Source organism: Paenibacillus sp. GCM10023250 (assembly GCF_042653205.1).
Taxonomy (GTDB): Bacteria; Bacillota; Bacilli; order Paenibacillales; family Paenibacillaceae; genus Paenibacillus_Z.
Genome location: NZ_JBHSHY010000033.1, coordinates 25697 through 46744 on the forward strand (window position 1 = coordinate 25697; position 21048 = coordinate 46744).

Sequence of the window (21048 nt, forward strand, 5' to 3'; positions counted from 1 at the left end):
CCCTCTATTCGACCGCGATTAAATATGGATAGAGCGGCTGGCCGCCCGTATGCACCTCGAACTCCGCATCCGGGAACGTTTCTTTCGCCCATGCCGTCAATTCGGCCGTCTCCGCCGGCTCCGCCTGCTCACCCGTCAGTACCGTGACCAGCTCGCCGCCGTCTTCGAGCATCCGCGCCAGCAGCTCCCGGCACGTTTCCTGCAGGCTCGCGGAGGCGGTTACGATCGTCTTCTCCATGATCCCGATATAATCGCCTTCGTGAATCGAGATGCCGTCGATTGACGTGTCGCGCACCGCGTTCGTCACTTGGCCGGACCGCACCTGCAGCACTGCTTCGCTCATCGCCTGCGCGTTCATTTCCGCCGGCTGCTCCTCCCGGAACGCCAGGACCGCGGCCAGCCCTTGCGGGATGTTCTTCGAGCCGATCACCGTGACGTTGCGCCCGCTCAGTTCCGCGGCCTGCTGGGCCGCCAGAATGATATTGCTGTTGTTCGGCAGCAGGAAAATATGCTCCGCCGGCAGCGATTCGATGGCGTTGACGAAATCCTCCGTCGACGGATTCATCGTCTGTCCGCCGGACAGAACGACGTCGACGTTATTATCCAGGAAGATCGCGCGGATGCCGTCCCCCATCGCCACGGCGACAAGACCGAACGGCGCGAGCTCATGCGCCTGCTCCGCCGGGATGGCGTCCGCCGGCGTGCCCGTCAGCACTTCGGAGACGGCGAGCCCGAGAGCGGCCTCTTCGACGACCGCCGTTTCCGGCAGCACGCCGGCCGCCGGTGCGGATACGCCGCCGGCAATCGCCGCGCTCTCTTGCTCGTGCAGCAAATCCCGATGCTGCTCGCGCATGTTCAAGATGTGAATCTCCGTCAGCTCGCCGTACGGCAGCGCGAAGTTCAGCACGTCGCCCGGCTTGCGCGTATGCACGTGGACCTTGATGATCTCGTCGTCCACGATGACGAGGATGCTGTCGCCGTCCCGGGACAGCATTCCCTTAAACAGCGCCTCGTCGAAGCGCAGTCCCGTCCGTCCCGCCTGCTTGCGGTTGATGAAGAACTCCATGTCGTACAGAAACTCGATCTGCTCCGTTTCCAGCTTGGACTGCGCGCTCAATGGCCGGGACGGCGCAGGCACCGGCTGAGCCGGCGGCTTAGGGACTTCCCGGCGCGGAAGCGCCAATGGCGCGGCGGCTTCCGCGCCGACCGCGGCCTCGCCGGGCATGCCGTTCTCTTCCGTCAGACAGCTCAGGAAGCCTTCGTAGATGCAGACGAGTCCTTGGCCGCCGGAATCGACGACGCCGACCTGCTTCAGCACCGGCAGCAGCTCCGGAGTCCGCGCGAGCGACTCGTTCGCGCGCGTCACGACCTCCTGCACCAGCTGCGCCACGTCGTTGTTGCGCTTGGCGAAGGCGACGGCATGCTTGGCCGTGTCTTTCGCCACCGTGAGGATGGTGCCTTCCACCGGCTTCACGACGGCTTTATACGCCATGTCGACCCCGTGCTGCAGCGCCGCGGCGAACTGCTGCGCGTCGATCTGCTCCTGGTTCGCGATGCTCTTGGAGAAACCGCGGAACAGCTGCGACAGGATAACGCCGGAATTGCCCCGGGCGCCCATCAGCAGCCCTTTAGAAAGCGCTTCCGCAACTTTGCCCACTGCGTTGCTCGGGTTCTTCTGCAGCTCGCGCTTTCCGGAGCTCATCGTCAAATTCATATTGGATCCCGTATCTCCGTCCGGAACCGGGAATACGTTCAGCGCGTTGATGCGCGATTCGTTTCGTTGTAAATTGTCCGCTCCGCTCAGGACCATTCTCGCGAAATCCGAGCCGTTAATAAAGCGTTTGATCAAGCGTGATTACCCCTTCCTACCGAGATACCCGTACGCCTTGGACAAAAATATTGACGACGTCGACTTTTACGCCGACAACCTCGTTCATCACATACTTCACTTTTGACTGAATATTATGTGCGACCTCGGAAATTTTTGTCCCGTAGCTCACGATGATGTACAAATCGATGTGCAAGTATTCGTTCTCTCGGTGGACTTCGACACCGCGCGACAGATTATCTCGACCCAGCAGCTCGGCGATGCCGTCCTTCAGCTGCTTTCTTGAAGCCATGCCTACCAGCCCATAACAGTCCATGGCCGCGGACCCGGCAAGGACGGAAATCACATGATCGGATATATGAACGCTTCCGAGTTCGGATTGAAGCTGCAGAGGCATGGAAGACCACTCCTTCACCGTTGTTATTATGGACTAATGCACATTGTACTATAAATTTGAACGATTTTGAAGTCCAGCCCCCCATTCTCGACCGTTTTCATCCTTTTTTAAGCCGTAGATGTCGATATTGCGCGTTGACAATGCTTGTAGAAAGCCCGGACATATGCTATTATATTGAAGTCTGTTTGTTTGCAGTGATTGTCAAGGGGAGGTGTATTCCATGTCTCGCAAATGTTTCATTACGGGCAAAGGTCCTGGTGTAGGCAACAACGTATCGCACGCTAACAACAAAACCCGCCGCTCTTGGGGCGTTAACGTTCAGAAGGTAAGGATTCTTGTTAACGGCAAGCCGAAGCGCGTTTACGTCAGCACCAAGGCGCTGAAATCCGGCAAAGTCACTCGCGTATAACGGCATGAAGCCATGGACAAAAAGCACCTGATTCAACATCAGGTGCTTTTTTGCATGTCAAAGCGCGGAAGGCGCGACGATGCACGCGAAGCCTTCCGCGCTCCGGATTTCGCACGCCGATCGTCCGCTTCAGGGGCAGCCGCTGCTAGCTCTTCTGAAACGTGTTTAAGATGGCCTTCACAAAACCACCCAAGAACTTCGGCAGCTTGATCGTATAGAATTTCATGCTCCACCCCTCCTAAGAGTTATTGCAGGCAGAAAACCCGTTCGCCCCAAAGTGCCGGAAGCGGTCTCCGATCGTTGAAGCACGGGCCGTCTTTAACATCCGTCACGGTTCCGCGCCTTTCGTCCATAAAAAAAGGCTACAAGAACGACGTTCGTTCATGTAACCATCCTATGCGTCCCGAGACTGTCCTATTCCAAACCTGGGCTTGGCGGACTCCGCCGGCCTCTCTCTATGCCGCGCCGGGCACGCCGCTTCGCATCGCCGTGATCACCGCGTAGATGAACACGAAGAGCAGGAAGCTTACGATCGCCAGCGCAACGAACGCGACCCGCGAACGGATCGACGCGAAGTTCTTGAAATAATGGATCGCGATTACGACCGCGAGCAGGGAGAACACCAGGTTCGCCATGCCCTTGATGATCGTGAATAAGCACAGCATCAGGCCGCAGCCGAGGCCGTACAGAAGCAGCAGCAGCCCTTTCTTCAAGCGCCCGCCCATCCGCGCGCCCCTTAACGCAGCGCGGCGATCGCCGCCGCCCGGTCGCGTTCGGTGAATACGGCGCTGCCCGCGACGAACACGTCGGCGCCGGCCTCGCGCACGAGCGGCGCCGTCTCGGCGTTGATGCCGCCATCGACCTGAATCAGCATGCCTTCGCGGCCCCGCTCCGCCAGCAGCGTGCGCGTTTGGCGAATCTTCTGCAGCGACTGCGGGATGAATTTCTGGCCGCCGAAGCCCGGATTGACGGTCATCAGCAGGATCATGTCGATATCGTCCAGCACGTTCTCGAGCGCGCTGACCGGCGTCGCGGGATTAAGCGCCACGCCCGCCGGGAGGCCGGCTTCCTTGATTTGATGCACCACGCGGTGCAGGTGCACGCAAGCCTCGGCATGGACCGTGATGCGGTCCGCGCCCGCGGCGACGTAATTCGGGATATGCAGCTCCGGCCGTTCGATCATCAGATGGACGTCGTATACGAGCTTCGACGCCGGCCGAACGGCTTGAATGATTTGCGGTCCGAACGTGAGGGTCGGCACGAAATGGCCGTCCATGACGTCGATATGGATCCAATCCGCGCCGGCACGGTCCACGTCTTTGATCTCTTCTCCGAGCGCCGCGAAATCGGCGGACAAAATCGATGGTGCGATGATGATGGACATGTCAGTACCTCCGCTTTTTCTCTTTCATCTCCGCCATGAACAGCGCGTAGTTGGCATGGCGGCTCGGCGCGATTTCGCCGTCTTCCACCGCCTGCAGCACCGCGCATTCCGGTTCATGGATGTGGGTGCAGCCGCGGAACTTGCAAGCGGACGCCCGTTCGCGCATTTCGCGGAAGCAGCTGCCGAGCTCCTCGATGCCGAGCTCCTCGAAGTCCAATTGGCTGAACCCCGGCGTATCCGCCACGAAGCCGCCGCCGATGTCGATCAGCTCGACGTGCCGCGTCGTATGCTTGCCCCGGCCGAGCCGGTTGCTGATTTCATTCGTTTCCAGCGTCAGGCCCGGCACGAGGGCGTTCAAGAGCGACGATTTGCCGACGCCGGACTGGCCGGCGAACACCGCCAAATGCCCCTGCAGCCGTTCCTTGAGCGCTGCCGTCCCCGCGCCGCGCTTCGAGCTAGTGACGAGCACCTCGTAGCCGATCGGCTCGTAGATCCGCTGTACCTCGCGCATCGCGCGCCGCGCCTCTTCCGTTTCCGCGCCGTCCTCGGCCAAATCCTCTTTACTTAAGCATAGTACGGCCTCGATGCCGGCATGCTCGATATGCGCCAGAAATTTGTCGAGGAGCTGCAGGTTCAGCGCAGGCTCCGTGACGGAGAAGACGAGCACGGCCAGGTCCACGTTCGCCACCGGCGGACGGATCAGCTCCGAGCTTCGCGGCCCAATGGCATTGACGGCGCCCTCGCCGTTCTCCGTCTCTTCGAAATCGACGACGTCGCCGACGAGCGGCGATTCGCCCCGTTTCTTGAAGATGCCGCGCGCCCGGCATTGCACGTTCGCCTCGCCTGGCTCCGCGCCTTCCGGACGCACGTAATAGTAACCGCTGAGCGCTTTGACGATTCTGCCGGTCTTGGTTCCCTTAGTGCTCGGTTTCATTGTCGGCTCCATCCGTGTTTGTGCTGCCATTCGTCGGACTCTCCTCGGTGTTGGCCGGCAGGTCGGCCGGCGGCGGGTCCATGCCCGGCACCGTTTCCGGCGGCGCGTCGGCGCCCGATTTGACGTCGTCGTACGTCCGCGTGAACGTATCCGTAAATTGGCCGTCCCGGTAGATTTGCACCTGTGCCTCCGTGTTCGGGTCGAGCACGACCTTCACGGGGAACGTCTCTATATTCTTGATCTTCCGTTTGCCCCATTCGATGTTTTGCCCCGTGGCATCGGAATAGACGATGCGGATCTCGCTCGTCTTGCCCGCTTGCGCCGGAGAAATGACGATGTTGAACGTATATTCGAGCGCGTCGTCCGGCAGGCCGGAGCTGACCGTCAGCGTGATCGCCGATCCTTTCGTCACCTGCGCGTCGGGATCGTACGGATATTGCGCGGTCACTTCGCCCTTCGGCTTATAGCTCGGCTCCCGGACGATATCGGAATCGTTCACGACGAGCCCCAAGGAACGGAGCTGGGCGATGGCTTCGCTTTCCTTCTTGCCGATCACGTTCGGCATCTTCAGCGTCTCCTTGCCCTGGCTGACCGTGAACGAGAACGCCGCGTTCTTCGGATCGAACTGCTCGCCCGCCGGCGGCGTCTGCTCCAGGATCGTTCCCGGCGCTTCGTCGCTGAACGTCTCTTTCTTGGAAATTTGCTTCTCCTGGTCGAGGCCGAGCGCGACGAGCGCCGCCACCGCGTCGTCATAGGACTTGCCGACGTAATTATCGGCCGCCTCCAGCTTCGGGCCGGTGCTGACGTACAGCTTTATGAACGAGCCGACCTTCACGCGCTGCTTCGGCTTGGACTGCTCGTACACGATGTCCTTGGGGACGCCTTCCTTGCTCGTGTAGATCGACGGTTCCTCGACCTTCAGACCTGCCTTCTCGAGCGTCATCCGGGCGTCGGTTTCGTTCATGTTGACGACATACGGCACGTCGACCTCCTCGATATCGAACCAGCCGAGTACGGTCATGGCGCCCCAGTAGACGAGGGCGATCACGACCAGTGTCGACGCGACCGTCACGACGGGCTTCACCCAGCGCCGTCCGCGTTTCTTCTCTTCGAGACCTTCGGCATTCCAACGGTCTTCCTCTACATCGCCCGGTTCGCCCGGCCGCGCGGCGGACGCCGCGGCCGTTCGCTCCGCGGTCGGACGTCCCCGGTCAGTGGCGCCGTACGGCGATGTCCTGTCCGCTCTCGCGGCGGCCGATGATGCAGCGAGCGTATCCGTGATGTTCCCGCGGATCGCGGGCATGACACGGGTCTCGTCGAAGTCCGGATTGTCGAACTCGATCTTCGGCTCCCGCAGCCGCCCGGGCTGCAGGCAGGTTTCGAGGTCGGCCAGCATCTCCGTCGCCGAATGGTAACGCTCGTTCGGGTTTTTGCGCATCGCCTTCAGAATCACGTTCTCCACGCTTTGCGGTATGTACGGATTCAGCTCGCGCGGTTCCTCGAAATTTTCCTGCAAATGCTTCAGCGCGACGCTGATCGGGCTTTCGCCGAGGAAAGGCAGCTTGCCCGTCAGCATCTGGTACAGCACGATGCCGAGTGAATACAGGTCCGACTTCTCGCCGGTCGCGCTGCCCTTGGCGTGCTCGGGCGAGAAATAATGCACCGACCCGACCATGGAGCCCGTTTGCGTGATCGTCGACGACGTGACCGCCCGCGCGATGCCGAAATCCGTGACCTTCACGCGGCCGTTTTTGCCGATAAGAATATTATGAGGTTTAATATCGCGATGGATGATTTGGTTATGGTGCGCGTGCTCCAAGGCATCGCAAATCTGGATCGCGATCTTGACCGCTTCTTCGGCCTGAAGCGGCGCGCGTTCCTTGATGATTTCGTTTAAATTGTTGCCTTCGACGTATTCCATGACGATGTAGTGCGTGTCGTCCTCCTGCCCCACGTCGTAAATGCTCACGACGTTGGGATGCGAGAGCGCCGCGGCGGACTGCGCTTCCCGTCTGAACCGCCGGATGAATTCTTCGTCGTGCACGTATTGCTGGCGAAGCACTTTGACCGCCACGTTGCGGTTCAGCAGCACGTCAAGCGCCTTATAGACAAGCGCCATGCCGCCGCCGCCGATACGCGATATGATTTCGTATCTTCCGCCCAGCTCATGTCCTATCATGTCGATCACCCCTCAAGCTCTGTGTCTTCGGCATGATGCAGCAGCACGACGGTGATGTTGTCGTCCCCGCCGGCTTGCAGCGCAAGCTGTATGAGCCTGTCCGCCTTTTGATCCAGGTCCAGTCCGTTCTGTTCCAGCGTTTCGGCGATCACGGCCGTGCCGACCATGTCGGACAGCCCGTCGCTGCACAGCAGCAGCAGATCGTTCTTCAACCAGGATATGCTGTTGACGTCGACTTCCACTTGTTCGTCCGTACCGAGCGCCCGCGTCAGCACGTTGCGCCGCGGATGCTTCTCGGCTTCCTCGGGCGTGATTTGCCCGGATTTGACCAGTTCGTTCACGAGCGTATGGTCTTCCGTCAGCTGCGTCAGCTTGCCTTCCCGCCATTGATAGGCGCGGCTGTCCCCGATGTGGCCGATGACGGCATGGTCCGCGGACAGCAGCACCGCGACGACCGTCGTGCCCATATTATAATATTGTTCATTGTTGGATGCCGCGTCGAACACGACTTCGTTGGCTTGCAGAATCGCTTGGCCGATGAGCGTCTTGCGCTCCTCCAAGGTCAGGTTCGCCGTCGTGCCTCGCAGTGCTTCGCGCAGCGTATCGACGGCAAGCTGGCTTGCCACTTCTCCTGCCTGGTGCCCGCCCATGCCGTCGGCCAAGATGGCGGCGACGAGACCGGGCTCCAGTTCCTCCGACCAGACCCGGTCTTCGTTCACGAGCCGAATTCTTCCGATATCACTTCGCAAAACCGTTTTCAAGCCTCATCACCCCGCCGTAGACTCCATATGTTTCGCGCGCAATTGTCCGCAAGCCGCTGCAATGTCGTGTCCCTGTTCTCTGCGGATGGTGGCATTGATTTTGTTCTTCTCCAGGATCCGGTGAAATTCGAATATTTGTTCGCGGGGGGTGCGCACGTAATCGCGCTCCGGCACGTGGTTGACCGGAATCAGGTTGACGTGGCAGAGCATGCCCTTCAGCACCTGCGCCAGTTCTTCCGCGTGCTCGCTCTGGTCGTTGACGCCGCCGATCAGCGCGTATTCGAACGTGATGCGCCGTCCCGTCTTCGCGATGTAGTTGCGGCACGCTTCCATGACCTCTTCGAACGGAAACCGGCGGTTGACCGGCATCAGCTTGGAACGCAGCTTGTCGTTCGGCGCGTGGATGGAAATGGCCAGGTTGATCTGGGTGTTCTCCTCGGCGAACTTGTACATGCTCGGCACGATGCCGCTCGTCGATACCGTGATGTGGCGCTGGCCGATGTTAAGTCCCTTCTCGTGGATCATGAGGCGAAGGAACGTCATCGTCGCGTCATAGTTTTCGAACGGCTCGCCGGAGCCCATGATGACGATGCTGGACACGCGCTCGTTCGTCGCATCGAGCATCTGCTGCGCGACGACGACCTGCGCGACGATCTCGCCCGCGGTCAGATTGCGCTTCAAACCGCCCAGCGTCGAGGCGCAGAACGTGCAGCCGATCCGGCAGCCGACCTGCGTGGTCACGCAAATGCTGTTGCCGTAGTTATGACGCATGATGACCGTTTCGATCGCGTGGTTGTCGTGCAGGCCGAACAGAAACTTCACCGTGCCGTCCTTCGACTCGAAGCGGGTGATTTCGTTCAGCGTCACAAACGCGAAATGGTCTTCAAGCTTTTGCCGGAGCGGCTTGGACAGGTTGCTCATCTCGTCGAAGCTCTTCACGCGCTTGACGTACAGCCATTCGAACAGCTGGGCGCCGCGAAACGCGGGCTCGCCGTTCTCCTTCATCCAATCTTGCAGCTGCTCCAGCGTATAATCGTAGATGAACGGTTTCATCGGGTTTACACCTATTTCTTTCGTGAAATGTTGGCTGGCGCCCCATGGATGCGGACCGCCACGTTAATAGTACCATAAACGCCCATAACAGGCCACTTGCGCGCTGTTAGGGGCGTATGGGCAAGACGGTTATGCGGAGCTGTCCGGATCGCGTTTCATCCGGGCGATGAAAAAGCCGTCGCTGCCGAAATGCTGCGGCAGCAGCTGGACCATGCCTTCGAAATCGTCGCCGACGATCCCGTTCGCCCGGAGCGGCTGGAGCACGCGTGAAGGCCACTCGGCATCCAGTTTATACCCTTCGTGCGCCTCCAGAAATTTCAGTACCTGCGTCTCGTTCTCGTCCGTCTCGATCGTGCAGGTGCTGTAGACGAGCGTGCCGCCGGGGCGGACCAGCTTCGCCGCTTCGGCCAGCAGCCGCGCTTGCAGCTCCGCGATTGCCGCGACGTCCGATTCGGTCTTCGTCCATTTGATCTCCGGCTTGCGGCGGACGACGCCGAAGCCGGAGCATGGCGCGTCCAGCAGCACGAGATCGAAGCTGCCGGGCGCGAACCGCTCCGAGAGCGTCGCCGCGTCGCCGACGACCGTCCGCACGGATGCGAGCCCCAGCCGCTCGGCATGCTCGTCGATCAGCCGCTGTTTGTGCGGGTGGACGTCGTTCGCGACGACTTCGCCGCGGTCTTCCATCAGCTCCGCGAGATGCGTCGTCTTGCCGCCCGGCGCCGCGCAGCAGTCCAGCACGCGCATGCCAGGCCCCGGTGCGCAGACGGCCGCCACGAGCATCGAGCTTTCGTCCTGCGGCGTCAGCCAGCCGTCGCGGTAGCCGTCGGACTGCGCCAGATTGCCGCCGCCAGCGGCAACGACGCCTTCGGCCGCGAGCGCGGACGGCGCCGCTTCGGCGCCGTGTTCGGCCAGCAGCGCGACCGCCCGCTCCCGCGACAGCTTGAGCGCGTTGATCCGCGCGCTGTTATGCGGCCGTTCGTTGCCGGCCGCGCAGATCCGCTCCGCGGTTTCCTCGCCGTAGCGGTCGATCCAGCGCTTCACGAGCCAATCGGGATAGGAATGGTCGATGCCGATCCGGCGAACTGGATTCGTCAGCGCGGACGGCCGCTTGAGCTCGTCCAGCCTGCGCTCCATGTTGCGGAGCACGCCGTTCACCATGCCGGAGATGCCGGCATGGCCGCGCCGCTTCGCGATGACGACCGCTTCGTTGACGGCCGCGTGCGGCGGAATGCGGTCGAGCAGCAGCAGCTGGTACGCGCTCATCCGGAGCAGCGCGAGCACCCAGGGCGCCAACTTCCCCAGTCCCTTCACTACCAAGGCGTCCAGCCTGTCGTCGAGCATCCGCAGGTTCTGGATCGTGCCGTACACGAGCTCGGTCACGAGCGCCGCGTCGGCCCGGGACAGCTCGGCAGCCTGCAGCGCACGGTTCAGCTGCAGGTTGCTGTAAGCGCCGGCCTCCATGACCTGCACCAGCGTATCCAACGCGACCTCGCGCGCTGTCTTGGGCCGCGGCACCGGCCTCCGGCCGGACTTGGCCGGTCCCCCGGGTTTGCCGCCCGGGCGCTGTCCGTCCCCGGCCGCCGGACGCGCGCCGCCGGCATGAACGCGCGGCTTCGGCCTCGGCTTGCCGCCGCCGGACGCCGCTCCGCCGCCGCGGGCCTGGCCGCCGGACGCCGGACGCTTGCCGCCGCCGGCCCCGCTCACGCTTCGGCCTCCGCGCCGAAGACCGTGCCCGGCGCGAGCCGAGCGCCCTTCAGCCACTCGGAAGCGGGCATCGCTTTTTTGCCGGCGGGCTGAATGAGGGTCAGCAGCAGCGCGCCTTCGCCCGTCTGCACAGCGATGCCCCGCTCGTCCGCGGCCACCACCGTGCCAGGCGCCGCCGAACCGGTACCGCGGGCCACCGGCTCGCAGCCCCATACCTTGAACGGTTCGCCGTTCCATACCGTGAAGCCGCCGGCCATTGGCGACAAGCCGCGCACTTGGTCATAGATGGCGCGCGCAGGACGGCTCCAGTCGATGCGCTCGTCGTCGCGCGTCAGGTTCGGGGCGTACGTCGCCTCGTCGTGATTTTGCGGGACGGCCTTCGCCGTGCCCGTTTCGAGGGCCGGCAGCGTCTCGGCCAGCAGCTTCGCGCCGGCGGCGGTCAGCTTCTCGAATAGGCTGCCCGACGTGTCCGTCTCCGCGATCGGCACCTCGACGACGCTGATCATGTCGCCGGTATCGAGCCCCTCGGCCATGTACATGATCGTCACGCCGGTCTTCGTCTCCCCATTAATGATCGCGCGTTGGATCGGCGCGCCTCCGCGATAGCGCGGCAGCAGGGAGCCGTGCACGTTGATGCAGCCGAGCCGCGGCACGTCCAGCACCGCCTTCGGCAGGATCTGCCCGTACGCGGCCGTAACGATCAGATCCGGCTGCAGCGCGGCGATGCGCGCCGCCGTCTCCGAGCCGCGCAGCCGCTCCGGCTGCTCGACCGGCAGCCCGCGCAGAAGCGCCGCTTCCTTGACCGGAGGCGGCGTCAGCGTTTTTTTGCGGCCCTTCGGGCGGTCGGGCTGGGTGATGACCAGTTCGACCGTATGGCCAGCATCCAGGATGGCTTCCAGGGAAGGTACGGCGAACTCCGGCGTGCCCATGAACACGATGCGCATGCGGTCACTCTCCGTCCGGGCGGGGCCGCTTGCTGACGTCGTACACCGAGTCCGCGATGTCGGTGAACAGCACCCCGTTCAAATGATCGACTTCGTGCTGGAACGCCCGCGCCAAAAAATCGCTCGCTTCGAGCTCGATCGGCGCGCCGTTGCGGTCGAAGCCCTTCAGCTTGATGTGCTGGGCGCGCCGGACCTCGCCGTTCAGGTTGGCGATGCTGAGGCAGCCTTCCGGTCCGATCTGTTCGCCGGAGCGCTCCACGATTTCGGGATTGACCACCTCGATCAGCCCGTGATCGTCCCCGACGTCCACGACGATGACGCGCTTGGAGATGCCCACCTGCGGCGCGGCCAGGCCGACGCCTTCCGCGTCGTACATCGTTTCCGCCATGTCGTTCAGAAGCTTATGCAAATTGGAATTGAACTTCGTGACCACGGCCGCGCGTTCGCGGAGCACCGGGTCCGGATCCTGAACGATTAATCGAATTGCCATACCATACGACCTCCCAGTCTAAGCTGCTCTCTATAACGTACGTTATAAAATCATTTGCGGATCCACGTCCACGCTCATGGTGACCGGCTGCTGCCCGTTCGCGCCCGCAAGATGCGCGATCGCTTGCTGCAGCAGGTCCGCAGCCCCCACGTTTCCCCGATATTTTAGCATACATTGAAAACGATAGCGATCTTTCATGCGGGGGATCGGCGAGGCGACGGGACCCAGCACGTCCATGAACCGGCTGCCGTCCCCTTCGTCCGAGCTCTGGATGCCAGCAGCCCGGGCCAGGTCCCGCAGCGCCCTCGCGAGCTTCTCGCCTTCCCCGATGACGAGCGCGAGCTGCTCGTGGGACAGCGTCACGAGAATGAGCCGGCAAAACGGCGGATACGCCATGAACCGGCGGTGCTTCAGCTCCTCCCGGACGAACGACGCATAGTCGTGATGCCGCGCGCTGACGATGGCGTAGTGCTCGGGATTATACGTCTGCACGATGACTTCGCCCGGCAGCTCGTGGCGGCCGGCCCGCCCCGCGACCTGGGTCAGCAGCTGGAACGTCTTCTCCGCCGCCCGGAAATCGGGCAGATGCAGGGACGTATCCGCGGCGATGACGCCTACCAAGGTCACATAAGGAAAATCGAGCCCTTTCGCGACCATCTGCGTGCCGAGCAGCACGTCCGCTTCCCGGTTGCCGAACTGCGTCAGCCATTTCTCGTGCGAGCCCTTCTCCGTCGTCGTGTCGACGTCCATCCGAATCACGCGGATGCCCGGAAAGAGCTTCGCCAGCTCCTCCTCCACCCGCTGCGTGCCGGTGCCGAAGAACCGGATATGCTCGCTCTCGCAGGACGGGCACGCCTTCGGCTCCTGTTCGGCGTGGCCGCAGTAATGGCAGCGCAGCGCCCGCGATTTCTGATGAAAGGTGAGCGAAATGTCGCAATGCGGACACTGCGCCGTATAGCCGCAGGACCGGCACATGACGAACGTCGAATAGCCTCTGCGGTTCAGCAGCAGCACGGATTGCTCGCCGCGCTCGAGCCGCTGCCGCAGCCCTTCGTGCAGCTGGCGGCTGAACATCGAGCGGTTGCCGTCCTTCAGCTCGTCACGCATGTCAACGACGTGCACCTTGGGCAGCGGCCGGCCCGCAACCCGGTCCGGCATCGGCAGCAGCGCTGCGCCGCGCCGCGGAGCCGCGCCTTCGCCGGGCGCCTCCTGGCCGACGCGGGAAGCCGAGGCGGCGACGAACGACTCCAGCGACGGCGTCGCCGAGCCGAGCACGACGACGGCGCCGTGCTGGGCCGCCCGCCGGACCGCGACGTCCCGGGCGTGGTACTTGGGGCTTTCTTCTTGTTTATAGGACGACTCGTGTTCCTCGTCGATAATAATGAGTCCGATGCGCTTGAACGGCGCGAACACGGCCGAGCGCGCGCCGACCGCCACCTGCGCGCGCCCTTCGCGGATTTTGCGCCACTCGTCGTAGCGCTCGCCGCTCGACAAGCGGCTGTGCAGCACGGCAACAGCGTCGCCGAAGCGGCCCTTGAAACGTTCGACCATTTGCGGCGTGAGCGCGATCTCCGGCACGAGCACAATCGCCTGCCGCTCCTCGTTCAAGCAGCGTTCGATCGCCTGCAGGTATACCTCCGTCTTGCCGCTGCCCGTCACGCCGTGCAGCAGGAACACGCGGGACGCCCCGTCGTCCAGCGCCTCCGCGAGCTCGTCGTAGACCGCCTGCTGCCCGTCCGTCAGGCGCAGCGGCGCCGTCTTCCCGAAGCCTCGGCCGGCGTACGGATCGCGCCGCTGCTCCGTCTCGCGGATCGCGAGCCAGCCCTTCGCCTCCGCGCCGCGGATCGTGCCGGTCGTCGTTGCGAGCGCCTGCGCCAGTGCGGCGAGCGGAATCGGCTCGGCATGCTCGAGCATGTATTGCGCCGCTTCCCGCTGCTTGGCCGCCCGGGCCGACGCGTTCGCGAGCTCGGCGCGGACGGCGTCCGCATCCTCCGGCGGAAACACCGTCAGCACCTTGCGCACCGAGAGCCGGTCGCGGATCGACACCCGCTCCTCCAGCATGCCACGGCCGATCGCCGCCTTGACGGACGCCGCCGCCTCGGGAAACCGTTCCTGCAGCAGCGCGAGCCGCACTTCGCCGCCTTGCTGCCGCAAGTACCGCAGCCATGGCTCTTCCTCCGGACCGAATAGCCCGTCCGGTTCCGCCGCCGCATCCTCGGACAGCGTCACGACGGAGTCCGCCTTGCCCTTCAGCGCGGACGGGATCATCGCCTGCAGCGCCGTCGTGAGCGGGCAGCAATACTTGTCGGCGATCCACTGCGCGAGCTCGACGAGATCCGGCGACAGCGGCGGCAGATGGTCGAGCAGCTCCGCGATGGGCTTCAGCTTCCGCGCGTCCACCTCCGCGAACGGCGCGATGCCGACGACGAAGCCCTGCAGCACGCGGCCGCCGAACGGCACGCCGACCCGGCTGCCGACCTCCACCCAGCCGGCCATCGCGCCCGGGATCGCATAATCGAACGGCCGGTCCGTCGCGCGGCTCGGCACATCCACGATGACTCTCGCGATCATTCCGCGGCCCCCGGATCCGCCTTCGCGTTCATCCGCTCCGCGATCCGGGCGAGCAGCCGCTCCGCCACTTCGCGCTTGGGCAGCTGCGGCAGCGCTTCGACCAGCCCTTCCGGCCCGAAGACCTGCACGACGTTCGTATCCACGTGGAAGCCCGCGCCTTCCTGCGACACGTCGTTCGCGACGACGAGGTCGCAATGTTTGCGCGTCAGCTTATCCATGGCGTAGGCCGCCACGTTTTCCGTTTCCGCCGCGAAGCCGACCAGATATTGATGCGTCTTCCGTTCGCCGAGCGTCTTCAAAATATCGGTCGTCCGCTCCAGCTCGACGACGAGCCGTTCGCCGGTCTTCTTGATTTTGGACGGCGCCTGCGCGACCGGCCGGTAATCGGCGACGGCTGCCGCCTTGATGACGAGATCCGCGAATTCGTATCGCGCCAGCACCGCCTGGAGCATCTCCTCCGCCGATTCCACGCGGACGAGCTCGACGCCGCCGATCGGCGCCGCCGTCGTCCGCGCGGCGATGACGGTGACGTCCGCGCCGCGGTTCGCCGCCGCTTCCGCCAGGGCAAAGCCCATTTTGCCGGACGAATCGTTCGTCAGATACCGCACAGGATCGAGCCGTTCCACCGTGCCGCCCGCCGTAATCAGCACCTTCTTGCCCGCCAGCTCCGTACGGGAGGCGAACCACTGCTTCACCGCGAACACGATCTCCTCCGGCTCCGCGAGCCGTCCTTTGCCGACGTAGCCGCAGGCCAGGTTGCCCGTGCCCGGCTCCACGAACCGGACGCCGCGCTCCGCGAGCACCGCCATGTTCCGCTCCACGGCCGGATGCGCGTACATGTGCACGTTCATCGCCGGAGCCACGATGACCTGGGCCGTCGCCGCCAGGAGCGTCGTGCTCAAGAAATCGTCCGCGAGCCCGTTCGCCATTTTGCTGAGCACGTTCGCCGTCGCCGGCGCGACCAGCACCAGATCCGCGCTGTCCGCCGCGTCGATATGGGCGACCACGGACGGATCGAATTCGTCGAACGTGTCGAGATAGACGGGGTGGCGCGATAGCGTCTGCAATGTCAGCGGCGAGATGAATTTGGTCGCCGATTCGGTCATGATGACGCGCACGTTCGCGCCCGCCTGCGTCAGCCGGCTGCAAATCGTCGCCGCCTTGTAGGCCGCGATCCCCCCCGTAATACCGAGCAAAATCGTTTTTCCCTGCAGCATGGCTGCCTCTCCTCTCTGTTCCCGTGGCCGCGCCGCCGACCGGTCGGTCCCGCGGATAGCGCCGCTCCCTTTTCCGGGATGAAAAAAATAACAACCGCGAGGGTTGTTATTCCTGTTCGTCCGTGTCTTTCTTGTTCAGCGTGCTTTCGACCACGAGAATATCGTGATAGATTTCTTCGAGCGCGACGCCCACGTATTTGTGAGACTTCGGCGAGCGGATCTCGCTCTTGCTGCCGTCCCGCAGCTTGCGCGCCCGGCGCGAGGCCGCGACGACCAATGAATATTTGCTGTCGACTTTCTTCATCATTTCATCGATGGATGGATATAACAACCTGCTTTCACCTCGCTCATGCTTTCTCGGAAGCTGCTTTCATTTCTTCGAGTTCTTCGACAAACCGTTCCCTGCGGCAGTGCTCCGCGACAATGATGCTTTGAATCCGATGGCAAGCTGCGTCGATCTGGTCGTTTACGACGGCATAATCGTAATAATGAATCAAATTCATCTCTTCCACCGCGACGTTCATGCGATGGTCGATGATATCGGCATTCTCGGTGCCGCGTCCCGTAATGCGCTGTTTGAGCACGTCAAGAGACGGCGGCACCAAGAAGATGAATACGCCTTGCGGAAATTTCTCTTTCACTTTCAGCGCGCCCTGCACCTCGATTTCAAGGATGATGTCCTTGCCCGAGGCCAGTGTCCGCTCCACGAAATCACGCGGGGTGCCGTAATAATTGCCGACGTACTCTGCGTATTCCAGCAGCGCGTCGCGCGCGATCATGTCCTGAAATTGTTCCTTGCTCTTAAAAAAATAATTGATGCCGTCGATTTCTCCCTGGCGGGGCTTACGCGTCGTCGCCGATACGGAATACACCAGATCGTTCTGCTTATGCCGAAGCTGCGCGCACACGGTGCCCTTGCCCACGCCCGAAGGACCGGACAATACGATTAACAATCCTCTTTTCATAAGACTCCCCGTAACTTTATTCGTCGTGATCGTCATCCTTGGTCGAGAGACGATGCGCAACCGTTTCCGGCTGCACGGCGGACAAGATGACATGATCGCTGTCCGTGATGATGACGGCGCGCGTGCGGCGTCCGTACGTCGCGTCGATCAGCATGTGCCGGTCGCGCGCCTCCTGAATGATCCGCTTGATCGGCGCCGATTCCGGACTGACGATCGAAATGATCCGATTCGCGGACACGATGTTGCCAAAGCCGATATTAATGAGTTTGATGGCCATGTTAAGGTTCCCCTCCGGTATCTCTCGTGCTTGGTTAGGAATAGTACACGATCTATCGATAAGCGCAAGAATGAAGGCGTCTGCCGATGGCAGAATATTGCACTATTCTTGACGAAAAAAGTCCGGAGCATACGTTGCGCCAGCCGAAAGCCCAAGCGGAGGCGCGGGGTTTCGGGCCCCTTATTGTAACGCATCGGGGCGCGGCATGGCAAGTGCATCCAACGTCTATATTAATCCATTTTTATCGGACGAACAAGTGTTAAAGCGCAATCGCGAGAAATAACGAGGTTACCTCGCCAAACTGCCCGTTTTTCGCCAGACGTAATCGGTCAGCTTCACCGTCATGTCGTATAGCATGAACGGCGTGATCAGGTAGATGCCCTTGAAATGGTCCATCGCCGCGTCCAGCAGTTCTTCGGCGATGCGGACGCCTTCGGCGCGGCCCGCTTCGCCCTCCAGGCCGGCCATCCGGCCGCGGACGTCGTCCGAGAGCTGGATGCCGGGCACCTCGTTGTGGAGGTACTCCGCGTTGCGGCCGCTCGCGAGCGGCATGACGCCGATGAAGATCGGCACGTTCAGATGCTTGGTCGCCTCCGCGATCCGCGCGATCAGCGCCTTGTCGTAGACTGGCTGCGTCATGATATAGTCGGCGCCCGTTTCGATTTTGCGCTCCAGCCTGGCGATCGCCTTGTCCAAATACTTCACGTTCGGATTGAACGCCGCGCCGGTGACGAAGCTCGCCTTCTGCTTGAGCGGCTTCCCGGAAAACGCGACGCCTTCGTTCAGCTGCTTGATCATGCGGATCATTTCGAACGAGGTCAGGTCATAGACCGAGCTGGAATCCGGCAGATCGCCGAAGCGCGCCGGGTCGCCGGTCACCGCGAGCACGTGGTCGATCCCGAGCGCGTCGAGGCCCATCATGTGCGATTGCGTCCCGATCAGGTTGCGGTCGCGGCAGGCAATGTGCACGAGCGGCTTGATGCCGATCTGATGCTGCACGAGCGAAGCCAGCGCGATGTTGCTCATCCGCGTGACGGCCAAGGAATTGTCGGCCATCGTCACGGCGTCGGCTCCGGCCGCCTTCAGCGCCTTGGCGCCGTCCATGAACTTGCGGATGTCCAGGTCGCGCGGCGGGTCGAGCTCGACGATGACCGTGTGGCGCCGGTTGACGAGGTCCACGATGGACGGCTCCGTCTTCGGCGCGCGTTCCGCCGGCTTCGTCTCGCGGACGGTCAGGCGCTCCGCCGGCGCGGCCGCCAGCCGGTCCACCGGGTCGACCGGCCGCGGCGCGTAGCCGTCCAGCGCCGCGGCGATCGCCGCGATATGCTCCGGCGTCGTCCCGCAGCAGCCGCCGATGACGCGCGCGCCGCGGTCGGCGAATTTGCGCGCCGATTCCGCGAAATAATCCGGCGTCGACGTGTATTGGTACTTGCCGTCGACGTAGTCCGGAATGCCCGCGTTCGGGAAGACCGACAGCGGCAGCCCCGGCTCTCCACCGATGGCGTCGATGGCGCGGAGAATGCCGTTCGGGCCGCTGCGGCAGTTGAAGCCGACGACGTCGGCCCCTTCGAGGCGCAGGCTTTCGAATGCCGCTGCGATCGGCTTGCCGTCGAGCGTCACCCCTTCCTTCTCCACGGCGAACTGGCAGATGACCGGCAGGTCGGACCGCTCGCGCACGATCCGGAGCGCCAGCACCGCTTCTTCGAGATCGTAGAACGTCTCCAGCAGGACGCCGTCGACCCCTTCAGCGAGCTGCGCCCCGATTTGCTGGCGGAACAGGCCTTCCAGTTCGGACGGCGCGATGTTTTTGCGCTTGCCGGCCCGGATGGAGCCGACCGCCGCGACGACGTACGCGTCGCCGCCGACGGCTTCGCGGGCGATGCGCACGCCCGCGCGATTGATCGCTTCCACCTCGGCGTCCAGCCCGTAATTGGCCAGGCTCATCCGGTTGGCGGAGAACGTGTTAGTTTCGATGATTCTCGCTCCGGCGTCGTAGTAGCGGCGATGGACGTCCGCGATAACCTCCGGCCGGAGCAAGTTGAATTCTTCGTAGGAAACGCCGACAGGGAACCCCATCCCATACAGGTAGGTTCCCATCGCGCCGTCGCCGGTCAAGATACGCGCCTTCAGCGCTTCCCTCAAATCCGGTTTCATATGTCAAAACTCCTTCATCCGATGCTTAGACCGTTCCGCGGAATACTTCCTCGGCCGGACCCGTCATGAACACGTAGTTGGTCGCCTCGTCCCACTCGATCAGCAGGTCGCCGCCCTTCAGCGACACCGTCGCCGTCCGGTCGGTCAGGCCGTTCAGCACCGACGCCACGACGGTCGCGCACGCGCCCGTGCCGCACGCCAGCGTCGGGCCTGCGCCGCGCTCCCATACGCGCATGTCCGTGCGGTCCTTGGCGCGCACCGTCACGAATTCGACGTTGATCTTGCGCGGGAAGAGCGGATGCGATTCCAGCTTCGGCCCCCACGCCGCGAGGTCGAAATTGGCCGCGTCGTCGACGTAAATGACACAGTGCGGGTTGCCCATGGACACCGCCGTGAACTTGAATTCGCGGCCGTCCACTTCGATCGGATGGCCGATGACCGGATTGGCGTCGATCGTCGTCGGCACCTTGAGCCCTTCGAGAATCGGCTGGCCCATGTTGACGCGCACCCGGCTCACTTTGCCGTTGTCGACGGTCAGCTGCAGTTCCTGCACGCCCGCGCCGAGCGTCTCGATCGTCAGCGTCTCCTTGTCCGTAAGGCCGTTGTCGTACACGTACTTCGCCACGCAGCGGATCGCGTTGCCGCACTGCTCCGCCTCGGAACCGTCCGAGTTGATGATCCGCATCCGGAAGTCCGCCCGCTCCGAGGGCAAAATATAAACGAGGCCGTCCGCGCCGATGCCGAAGAAGCGGTTGCACAGCCGTTCCGCCAGCTGCGCCGCGTCGTCCGGCAGTTTCGATTCGCCCGCGACCACGATGAAGTCGTTGCCGAGTCCGTGCATTTTCGTGAAGTTCATGATTCCTGGTCTCCCCGTTCGAAGAAATTTGTCGAAAAACATCATGAGTGCCGGTTGGCCACCATGCTAATTAAGAGTTAGTGTACCTTAGAACGGGGGGAATTGTCGACTGTTTTCCGGCTCGTTACCGGTGCTGACGCACGTCGTCCCTATTCGGGAATTGCCGTCCGAACGCCCGGCCAGTGGCGCCATAGGTCGACGAGCGGCGCGCGCCAGTCGTTCCGGCGGTCCTTATGGTCGACGCGAAAATAGACGGAACAGCGGATGCGGTCCGACTGATTAACGCCGCCCGCGTGGACGAGCTGGTAATGCGTAATAATCAAATCGCCGGGCTCGCCCGTAATCTGGACCCCCTTCGGCAGCGGCACGCGGTCCGACCGGTGTCGTTGCCGGATGCCCTCGTCCGTCAGCAGCGCCTCCGGACCGTGCTCGCGGAAGAACGCCTCATAGTCCCGGTGGGTGCCGGGATAGACCTTGAAATTGCCGCGGTCCGGCTCCGTCTGATCGCTCAGCATGACGCCCACGAGCGCCGTGAAATTCTGCGCGATTCCTTCCTTCACGCGGAGAACGCCGTCCAAGTGCGCGCCGAGATCGTCGGGCGGATTGTCCGCGTAGTCCGGGAAGCGTAGCGCGATCTGGCCCGCGCCGATCGAATAATAGGCCTCTTCGCCGATCAGCGAATCGACGATGGATTTGATGGGCGTCCGGTTGAACAGGTCGGTAATGACCGGCCTGTTTTCCAGCTCCCTGCAGTAGTTCGCGCCTCTGTGCCCGGCCGGGATGCCTTGACCGATCGAATGGTTGATCGCTTTCATGGCCTCGCGGACCATGATGTCCGGTACGGCGCCCGGAATCTTCACGTAGCCTCGTTCGATCAGATGCTCGCGCTGCATGTGCGTAAGCCGCATTCGTCTTCCTCCTCAGG

The 21048-nt window shown here is 62.9% G+C and carries 21 protein-coding genes; 1 reads left to right on the forward strand and 20 read right to left on the reverse strand.

Going from position 1 to position 21048, the window contains the following annotated elements; genetic code table 11:
• Window positions 1-4 precede the first annotated feature (4 nt).
• Together ACFPB1_RS20890 and ACFPB1_RS20895 are read right to left on the reverse strand one after the other, a co-directional pair.
• A complete protein-coding gene (locus ACFPB1_RS20890) occupies window positions 5-1849 on the reverse strand; it encodes a DAK2 domain-containing protein (RefSeq protein ID WP_379228032.1) in 1845 nt (614 codons plus the stop codon).
• Window positions 1850-1865: 16 nt separating this feature from the next.
• A complete protein-coding gene (locus ACFPB1_RS20895; protein ID WP_379228033.1) occupies window positions 1866-2225 on the reverse strand; it encodes an Asp23/Gls24 family envelope stress response protein in 360 nt (119 codons plus the stop codon).
• 220 nt (window positions 2226-2445) lie between these two features.
• Here ACFPB1_RS20895 and rpmB point away from each other — a divergent pair, with 220 nt between their 5' ends.
• Window positions 2446-2634 (forward strand): 50S ribosomal protein L28, encoded by a 189-nt coding sequence (gene rpmB, locus ACFPB1_RS20900; protein WP_090635816.1) that lies wholly within the window; start codon window positions 2446-2448, stop codon window positions 2632-2634.
• 145 nt (window positions 2635-2779) lie between these two features.
• Here the strand turns inward: rpmB and spoVM are convergent, their stop codons facing one another.
• From spoVM to ACFPB1_RS20990, 18 genes are all read right to left on the reverse strand, one after another.
• A complete protein-coding gene (gene spoVM, locus ACFPB1_RS20905; protein ID WP_040711006.1) occupies window positions 2780-2860 on the reverse strand; it encodes a stage V sporulation protein SpoVM in 81 nt (26 codons plus the stop codon).
• Window positions 2861-3089: 229 nt separating this feature from the next.
• Window positions 3090-3359 (reverse strand): hypothetical protein, encoded by a 270-nt coding sequence (locus ACFPB1_RS20910; protein WP_379228034.1) that lies wholly within the window; start codon window positions 3357-3359, stop codon window positions 3090-3092.
• 11 nt (window positions 3360-3370) lie between these two features.
• Window positions 3371-4018: a ribulose-phosphate 3-epimerase gene (gene rpe, locus ACFPB1_RS20915; RefSeq protein WP_379228035.1), complete on the reverse strand. Its 648-nt coding sequence runs from the start codon at window positions 4016-4018 to the stop codon at window positions 3371-3373.
• A gap of 1 nt (window position 4019) precedes the next feature.
• Window positions 4020-4952 carry a ribosome small subunit-dependent GTPase A gene (gene rsgA / locus ACFPB1_RS20920; protein ID WP_379228036.1) on the reverse strand — a complete coding sequence of 311 codons (933 nt, stop codon included), beginning with the start codon at window positions 4950-4952 and terminating at the stop codon, window positions 4020-4022.
• Window positions 4936-7131: a Stk1 family PASTA domain-containing Ser/Thr kinase gene (gene pknB / locus ACFPB1_RS20925; RefSeq protein ID WP_379228037.1), complete on the reverse strand. Its 2196-nt coding sequence runs from the start codon at window positions 7129-7131 to the stop codon at window positions 4936-4938. The genes rsgA and pknB overlap by 17 nt, the downstream gene beginning before the upstream one ends.
• A 5-nt stretch (window positions 7132-7136) precedes the next feature.
• Entirely contained in the window at window positions 7137-7892 is a 756-nt protein-coding gene (locus ACFPB1_RS20930) for a Stp1/IreP family PP2C-type Ser/Thr phosphatase (protein ID WP_379228039.1), read from the reverse strand.
• Between the two features lie 6 nt (window positions 7893-7898).
• A complete protein-coding gene (gene rlmN, locus ACFPB1_RS20935) occupies window positions 7899-8945 on the reverse strand; it encodes a 23S rRNA (adenine(2503)-C(2))-methyltransferase RlmN (protein ID WP_379228040.1) in 1047 nt (348 codons plus the stop codon).
• Between the two features lie 129 nt (window positions 8946-9074).
• Window positions 9075-10649 carry a 16S rRNA (cytosine(967)-C(5))-methyltransferase RsmB gene (gene rsmB / locus ACFPB1_RS20940; RefSeq protein WP_379228041.1) on the reverse strand — a complete coding sequence of 525 codons (1575 nt, stop codon included), beginning with the start codon at window positions 10647-10649 and terminating at the stop codon, window positions 9075-9077.
• Window positions 10646-11593 carry a methionyl-tRNA formyltransferase gene (fmt, locus tag ACFPB1_RS20945; protein WP_379228042.1) on the reverse strand — a complete coding sequence of 316 codons (948 nt, stop codon included), beginning with the start codon at window positions 11591-11593 and terminating at the stop codon, window positions 10646-10648. Before fmt ends, rsmB begins: the two co-directional genes overlap by 4 nt.
• Before the next feature lie 4 nt (window positions 11594-11597).
• Window positions 11598-12083: a peptide deformylase gene (gene def, locus ACFPB1_RS20950; RefSeq protein WP_379228043.1), complete on the reverse strand. Its 486-nt coding sequence runs from the start codon at window positions 12081-12083 to the stop codon at window positions 11598-11600.
• 42 nt (window positions 12084-12125) lie between these two features.
• Window positions 12126-14654: a primosomal protein N' gene (gene priA, locus ACFPB1_RS20955; RefSeq protein WP_379228044.1), complete on the reverse strand. Its 2529-nt coding sequence runs from the start codon at window positions 14652-14654 to the stop codon at window positions 12126-12128.
• Window positions 14651-15871, reverse strand: a complete 1221-nt coding sequence (coaBC, locus tag ACFPB1_RS20960) for a bifunctional phosphopantothenoylcysteine decarboxylase/phosphopantothenate--cysteine ligase CoaBC (RefSeq protein ID WP_379228045.1) — start codon at window positions 15869-15871, stop codon at window positions 14651-14653. Before coaBC ends, priA begins: the two co-directional genes overlap by 4 nt.
• A gap of 106 nt (window positions 15872-15977) precedes the next feature.
• Window positions 15978-16202: a DNA-directed RNA polymerase subunit omega gene (rpoZ, locus tag ACFPB1_RS20965; protein ID WP_379228046.1), complete on the reverse strand. Its 225-nt coding sequence runs from the start codon at window positions 16200-16202 to the stop codon at window positions 15978-15980.
• Between the two features lie 16 nt (window positions 16203-16218).
• Entirely contained in the window at window positions 16219-16836 is a 618-nt protein-coding gene (gene gmk, locus ACFPB1_RS20970) for a guanylate kinase (protein ID WP_090635797.1), read from the reverse strand.
• Window positions 16837-16852: 16 nt separating this feature from the next.
• Window positions 16853-17113 (reverse strand): extracellular matrix/biofilm regulator RemA, encoded by a 261-nt coding sequence (remA, locus tag ACFPB1_RS20975; RefSeq protein WP_020615370.1) that lies wholly within the window; start codon window positions 17111-17113, stop codon window positions 16853-16855.
• Between the two features lie 288 nt (window positions 17114-17401).
• Window positions 17402-19267: a bifunctional homocysteine S-methyltransferase/methylenetetrahydrofolate reductase gene (locus ACFPB1_RS20980; RefSeq protein ID WP_379228048.1), complete on the reverse strand. Its 1866-nt coding sequence runs from the start codon at window positions 19265-19267 to the stop codon at window positions 17402-17404.
• A gap of 25 nt (window positions 19268-19292) precedes the next feature.
• The gene (gene dapF, locus ACFPB1_RS20985) at window positions 19293-20123 is read right to left on the reverse strand and encodes a diaminopimelate epimerase (RefSeq protein ID WP_379228049.1); all 831 of its coding nucleotides are present in this window, start codon (window positions 20121-20123) and stop codon (window positions 19293-19295) included.
• Window positions 20124-20272: 149 nt separating this feature from the next.
• Window positions 20273-21031: a phytanoyl-CoA dioxygenase family protein gene (locus ACFPB1_RS20990; RefSeq protein WP_379228050.1), complete on the reverse strand. Its 759-nt coding sequence runs from the start codon at window positions 21029-21031 to the stop codon at window positions 20273-20275.
• Window positions 21032-21048 lie beyond the last annotated feature (17 nt).

What these genes read in the sequence shown, in the direction of transcription:
- fmt (WP_379228042.1), bottom strand. Translation starts at nt 11,593, where the DNA reads ATGCGCATCGTGTTCATGGGCACGCCGGAGTTCGCCGTACCTTCCCTG.
- ACFPB1_RS20895 (WP_379228033.1), bottom strand. Translation starts at nt 2,225, where the DNA reads ATGCCTCTGCAGCTTCAATCCGAACTCGGAAGCGTTCATATATCCGAT.
- rpe (WP_379228035.1), bottom strand. Translation starts at nt 4,018, where the DNA reads ATGTCCATCATCATCGCACCATCGATTTTGTCCGCCGATTTCGCGGCG.
- rsgA (WP_379228036.1), bottom strand. Translation starts at nt 4,952, where the DNA reads ATGAAACCGAGCACTAAGGGAACCAAGACCGGCAGAATCGTCAAAGCG.
- rlmN (WP_379228040.1), bottom strand. Translation starts at nt 8,945, where the DNA reads ATGAAACCGTTCATCTACGATTATACGCTGGAGCAGCTGCAAGATTGG.
- remA (WP_020615370.1), bottom strand. Translation starts at nt 17,113, where the DNA reads ATGGCCATCAAACTCATTAATATCGGCTTTGGCAACATCGTGTCCGCG.
- rpmB (WP_090635816.1), top strand. Translation starts at nt 2,446, where the DNA reads ATGTCTCGCAAATGTTTCATTACGGGCAAAGGTCCTGGTGTAGGCAAC.
- ACFPB1_RS20910 (WP_379228034.1), bottom strand. Translation starts at nt 3,359, where the DNA reads ATGGGCGGGCGCTTGAAGAAAGGGCTGCTGCTGCTTCTGTACGGCCTC.
- priA (WP_379228044.1), bottom strand. Translation starts at nt 14,654, where the DNA reads ATGATCGCGAGAGTCATCGTGGATGTGCCGAGCCGCGCGACGGACCGG.
- coaBC (WP_379228045.1), bottom strand. Translation starts at nt 15,871, where the DNA reads ATGCTGCAGGGAAAAACGATTTTGCTCGGTATTACGGGGGGGATCGCG.
- ACFPB1_RS20990 (WP_379228050.1), bottom strand. Translation starts at nt 21,031, where the DNA reads ATGCGGCTTACGCACATGCAGCGCGAGCATCTGATCGAACGAGGCTAC.
- pknB (WP_379228037.1), bottom strand. Translation starts at nt 7,131, where the DNA reads ATGATAGGACATGAGCTGGGCGGAAGATACGAAATCATATCGCGTATC.
- ACFPB1_RS20980 (WP_379228048.1), bottom strand. Translation starts at nt 19,267, where the DNA reads ATGAAACCGGATTTGAGGGAAGCGCTGAAGGCGCGTATCTTGACCGGC.
- def (WP_379228043.1), bottom strand. Translation starts at nt 12,083, where the DNA reads ATGGCAATTCGATTAATCGTTCAGGATCCGGACCCGGTGCTCCGCGAA.
- spoVM (WP_040711006.1), bottom strand. Translation starts at nt 2,860, where the DNA reads ATGAAATTCTATACGATCAAGCTGCCGAAGTTCTTGGGTGGTTTTGTG.
- dapF (WP_379228049.1), bottom strand. Translation starts at nt 20,123, where the DNA reads ATGAACTTCACGAAAATGCACGGACTCGGCAACGACTTCATCGTGGTC.
- gmk (WP_090635797.1), bottom strand. Translation starts at nt 16,836, where the DNA reads ATGAAAAGAGGATTGTTAATCGTATTGTCCGGTCCTTCGGGCGTGGGC.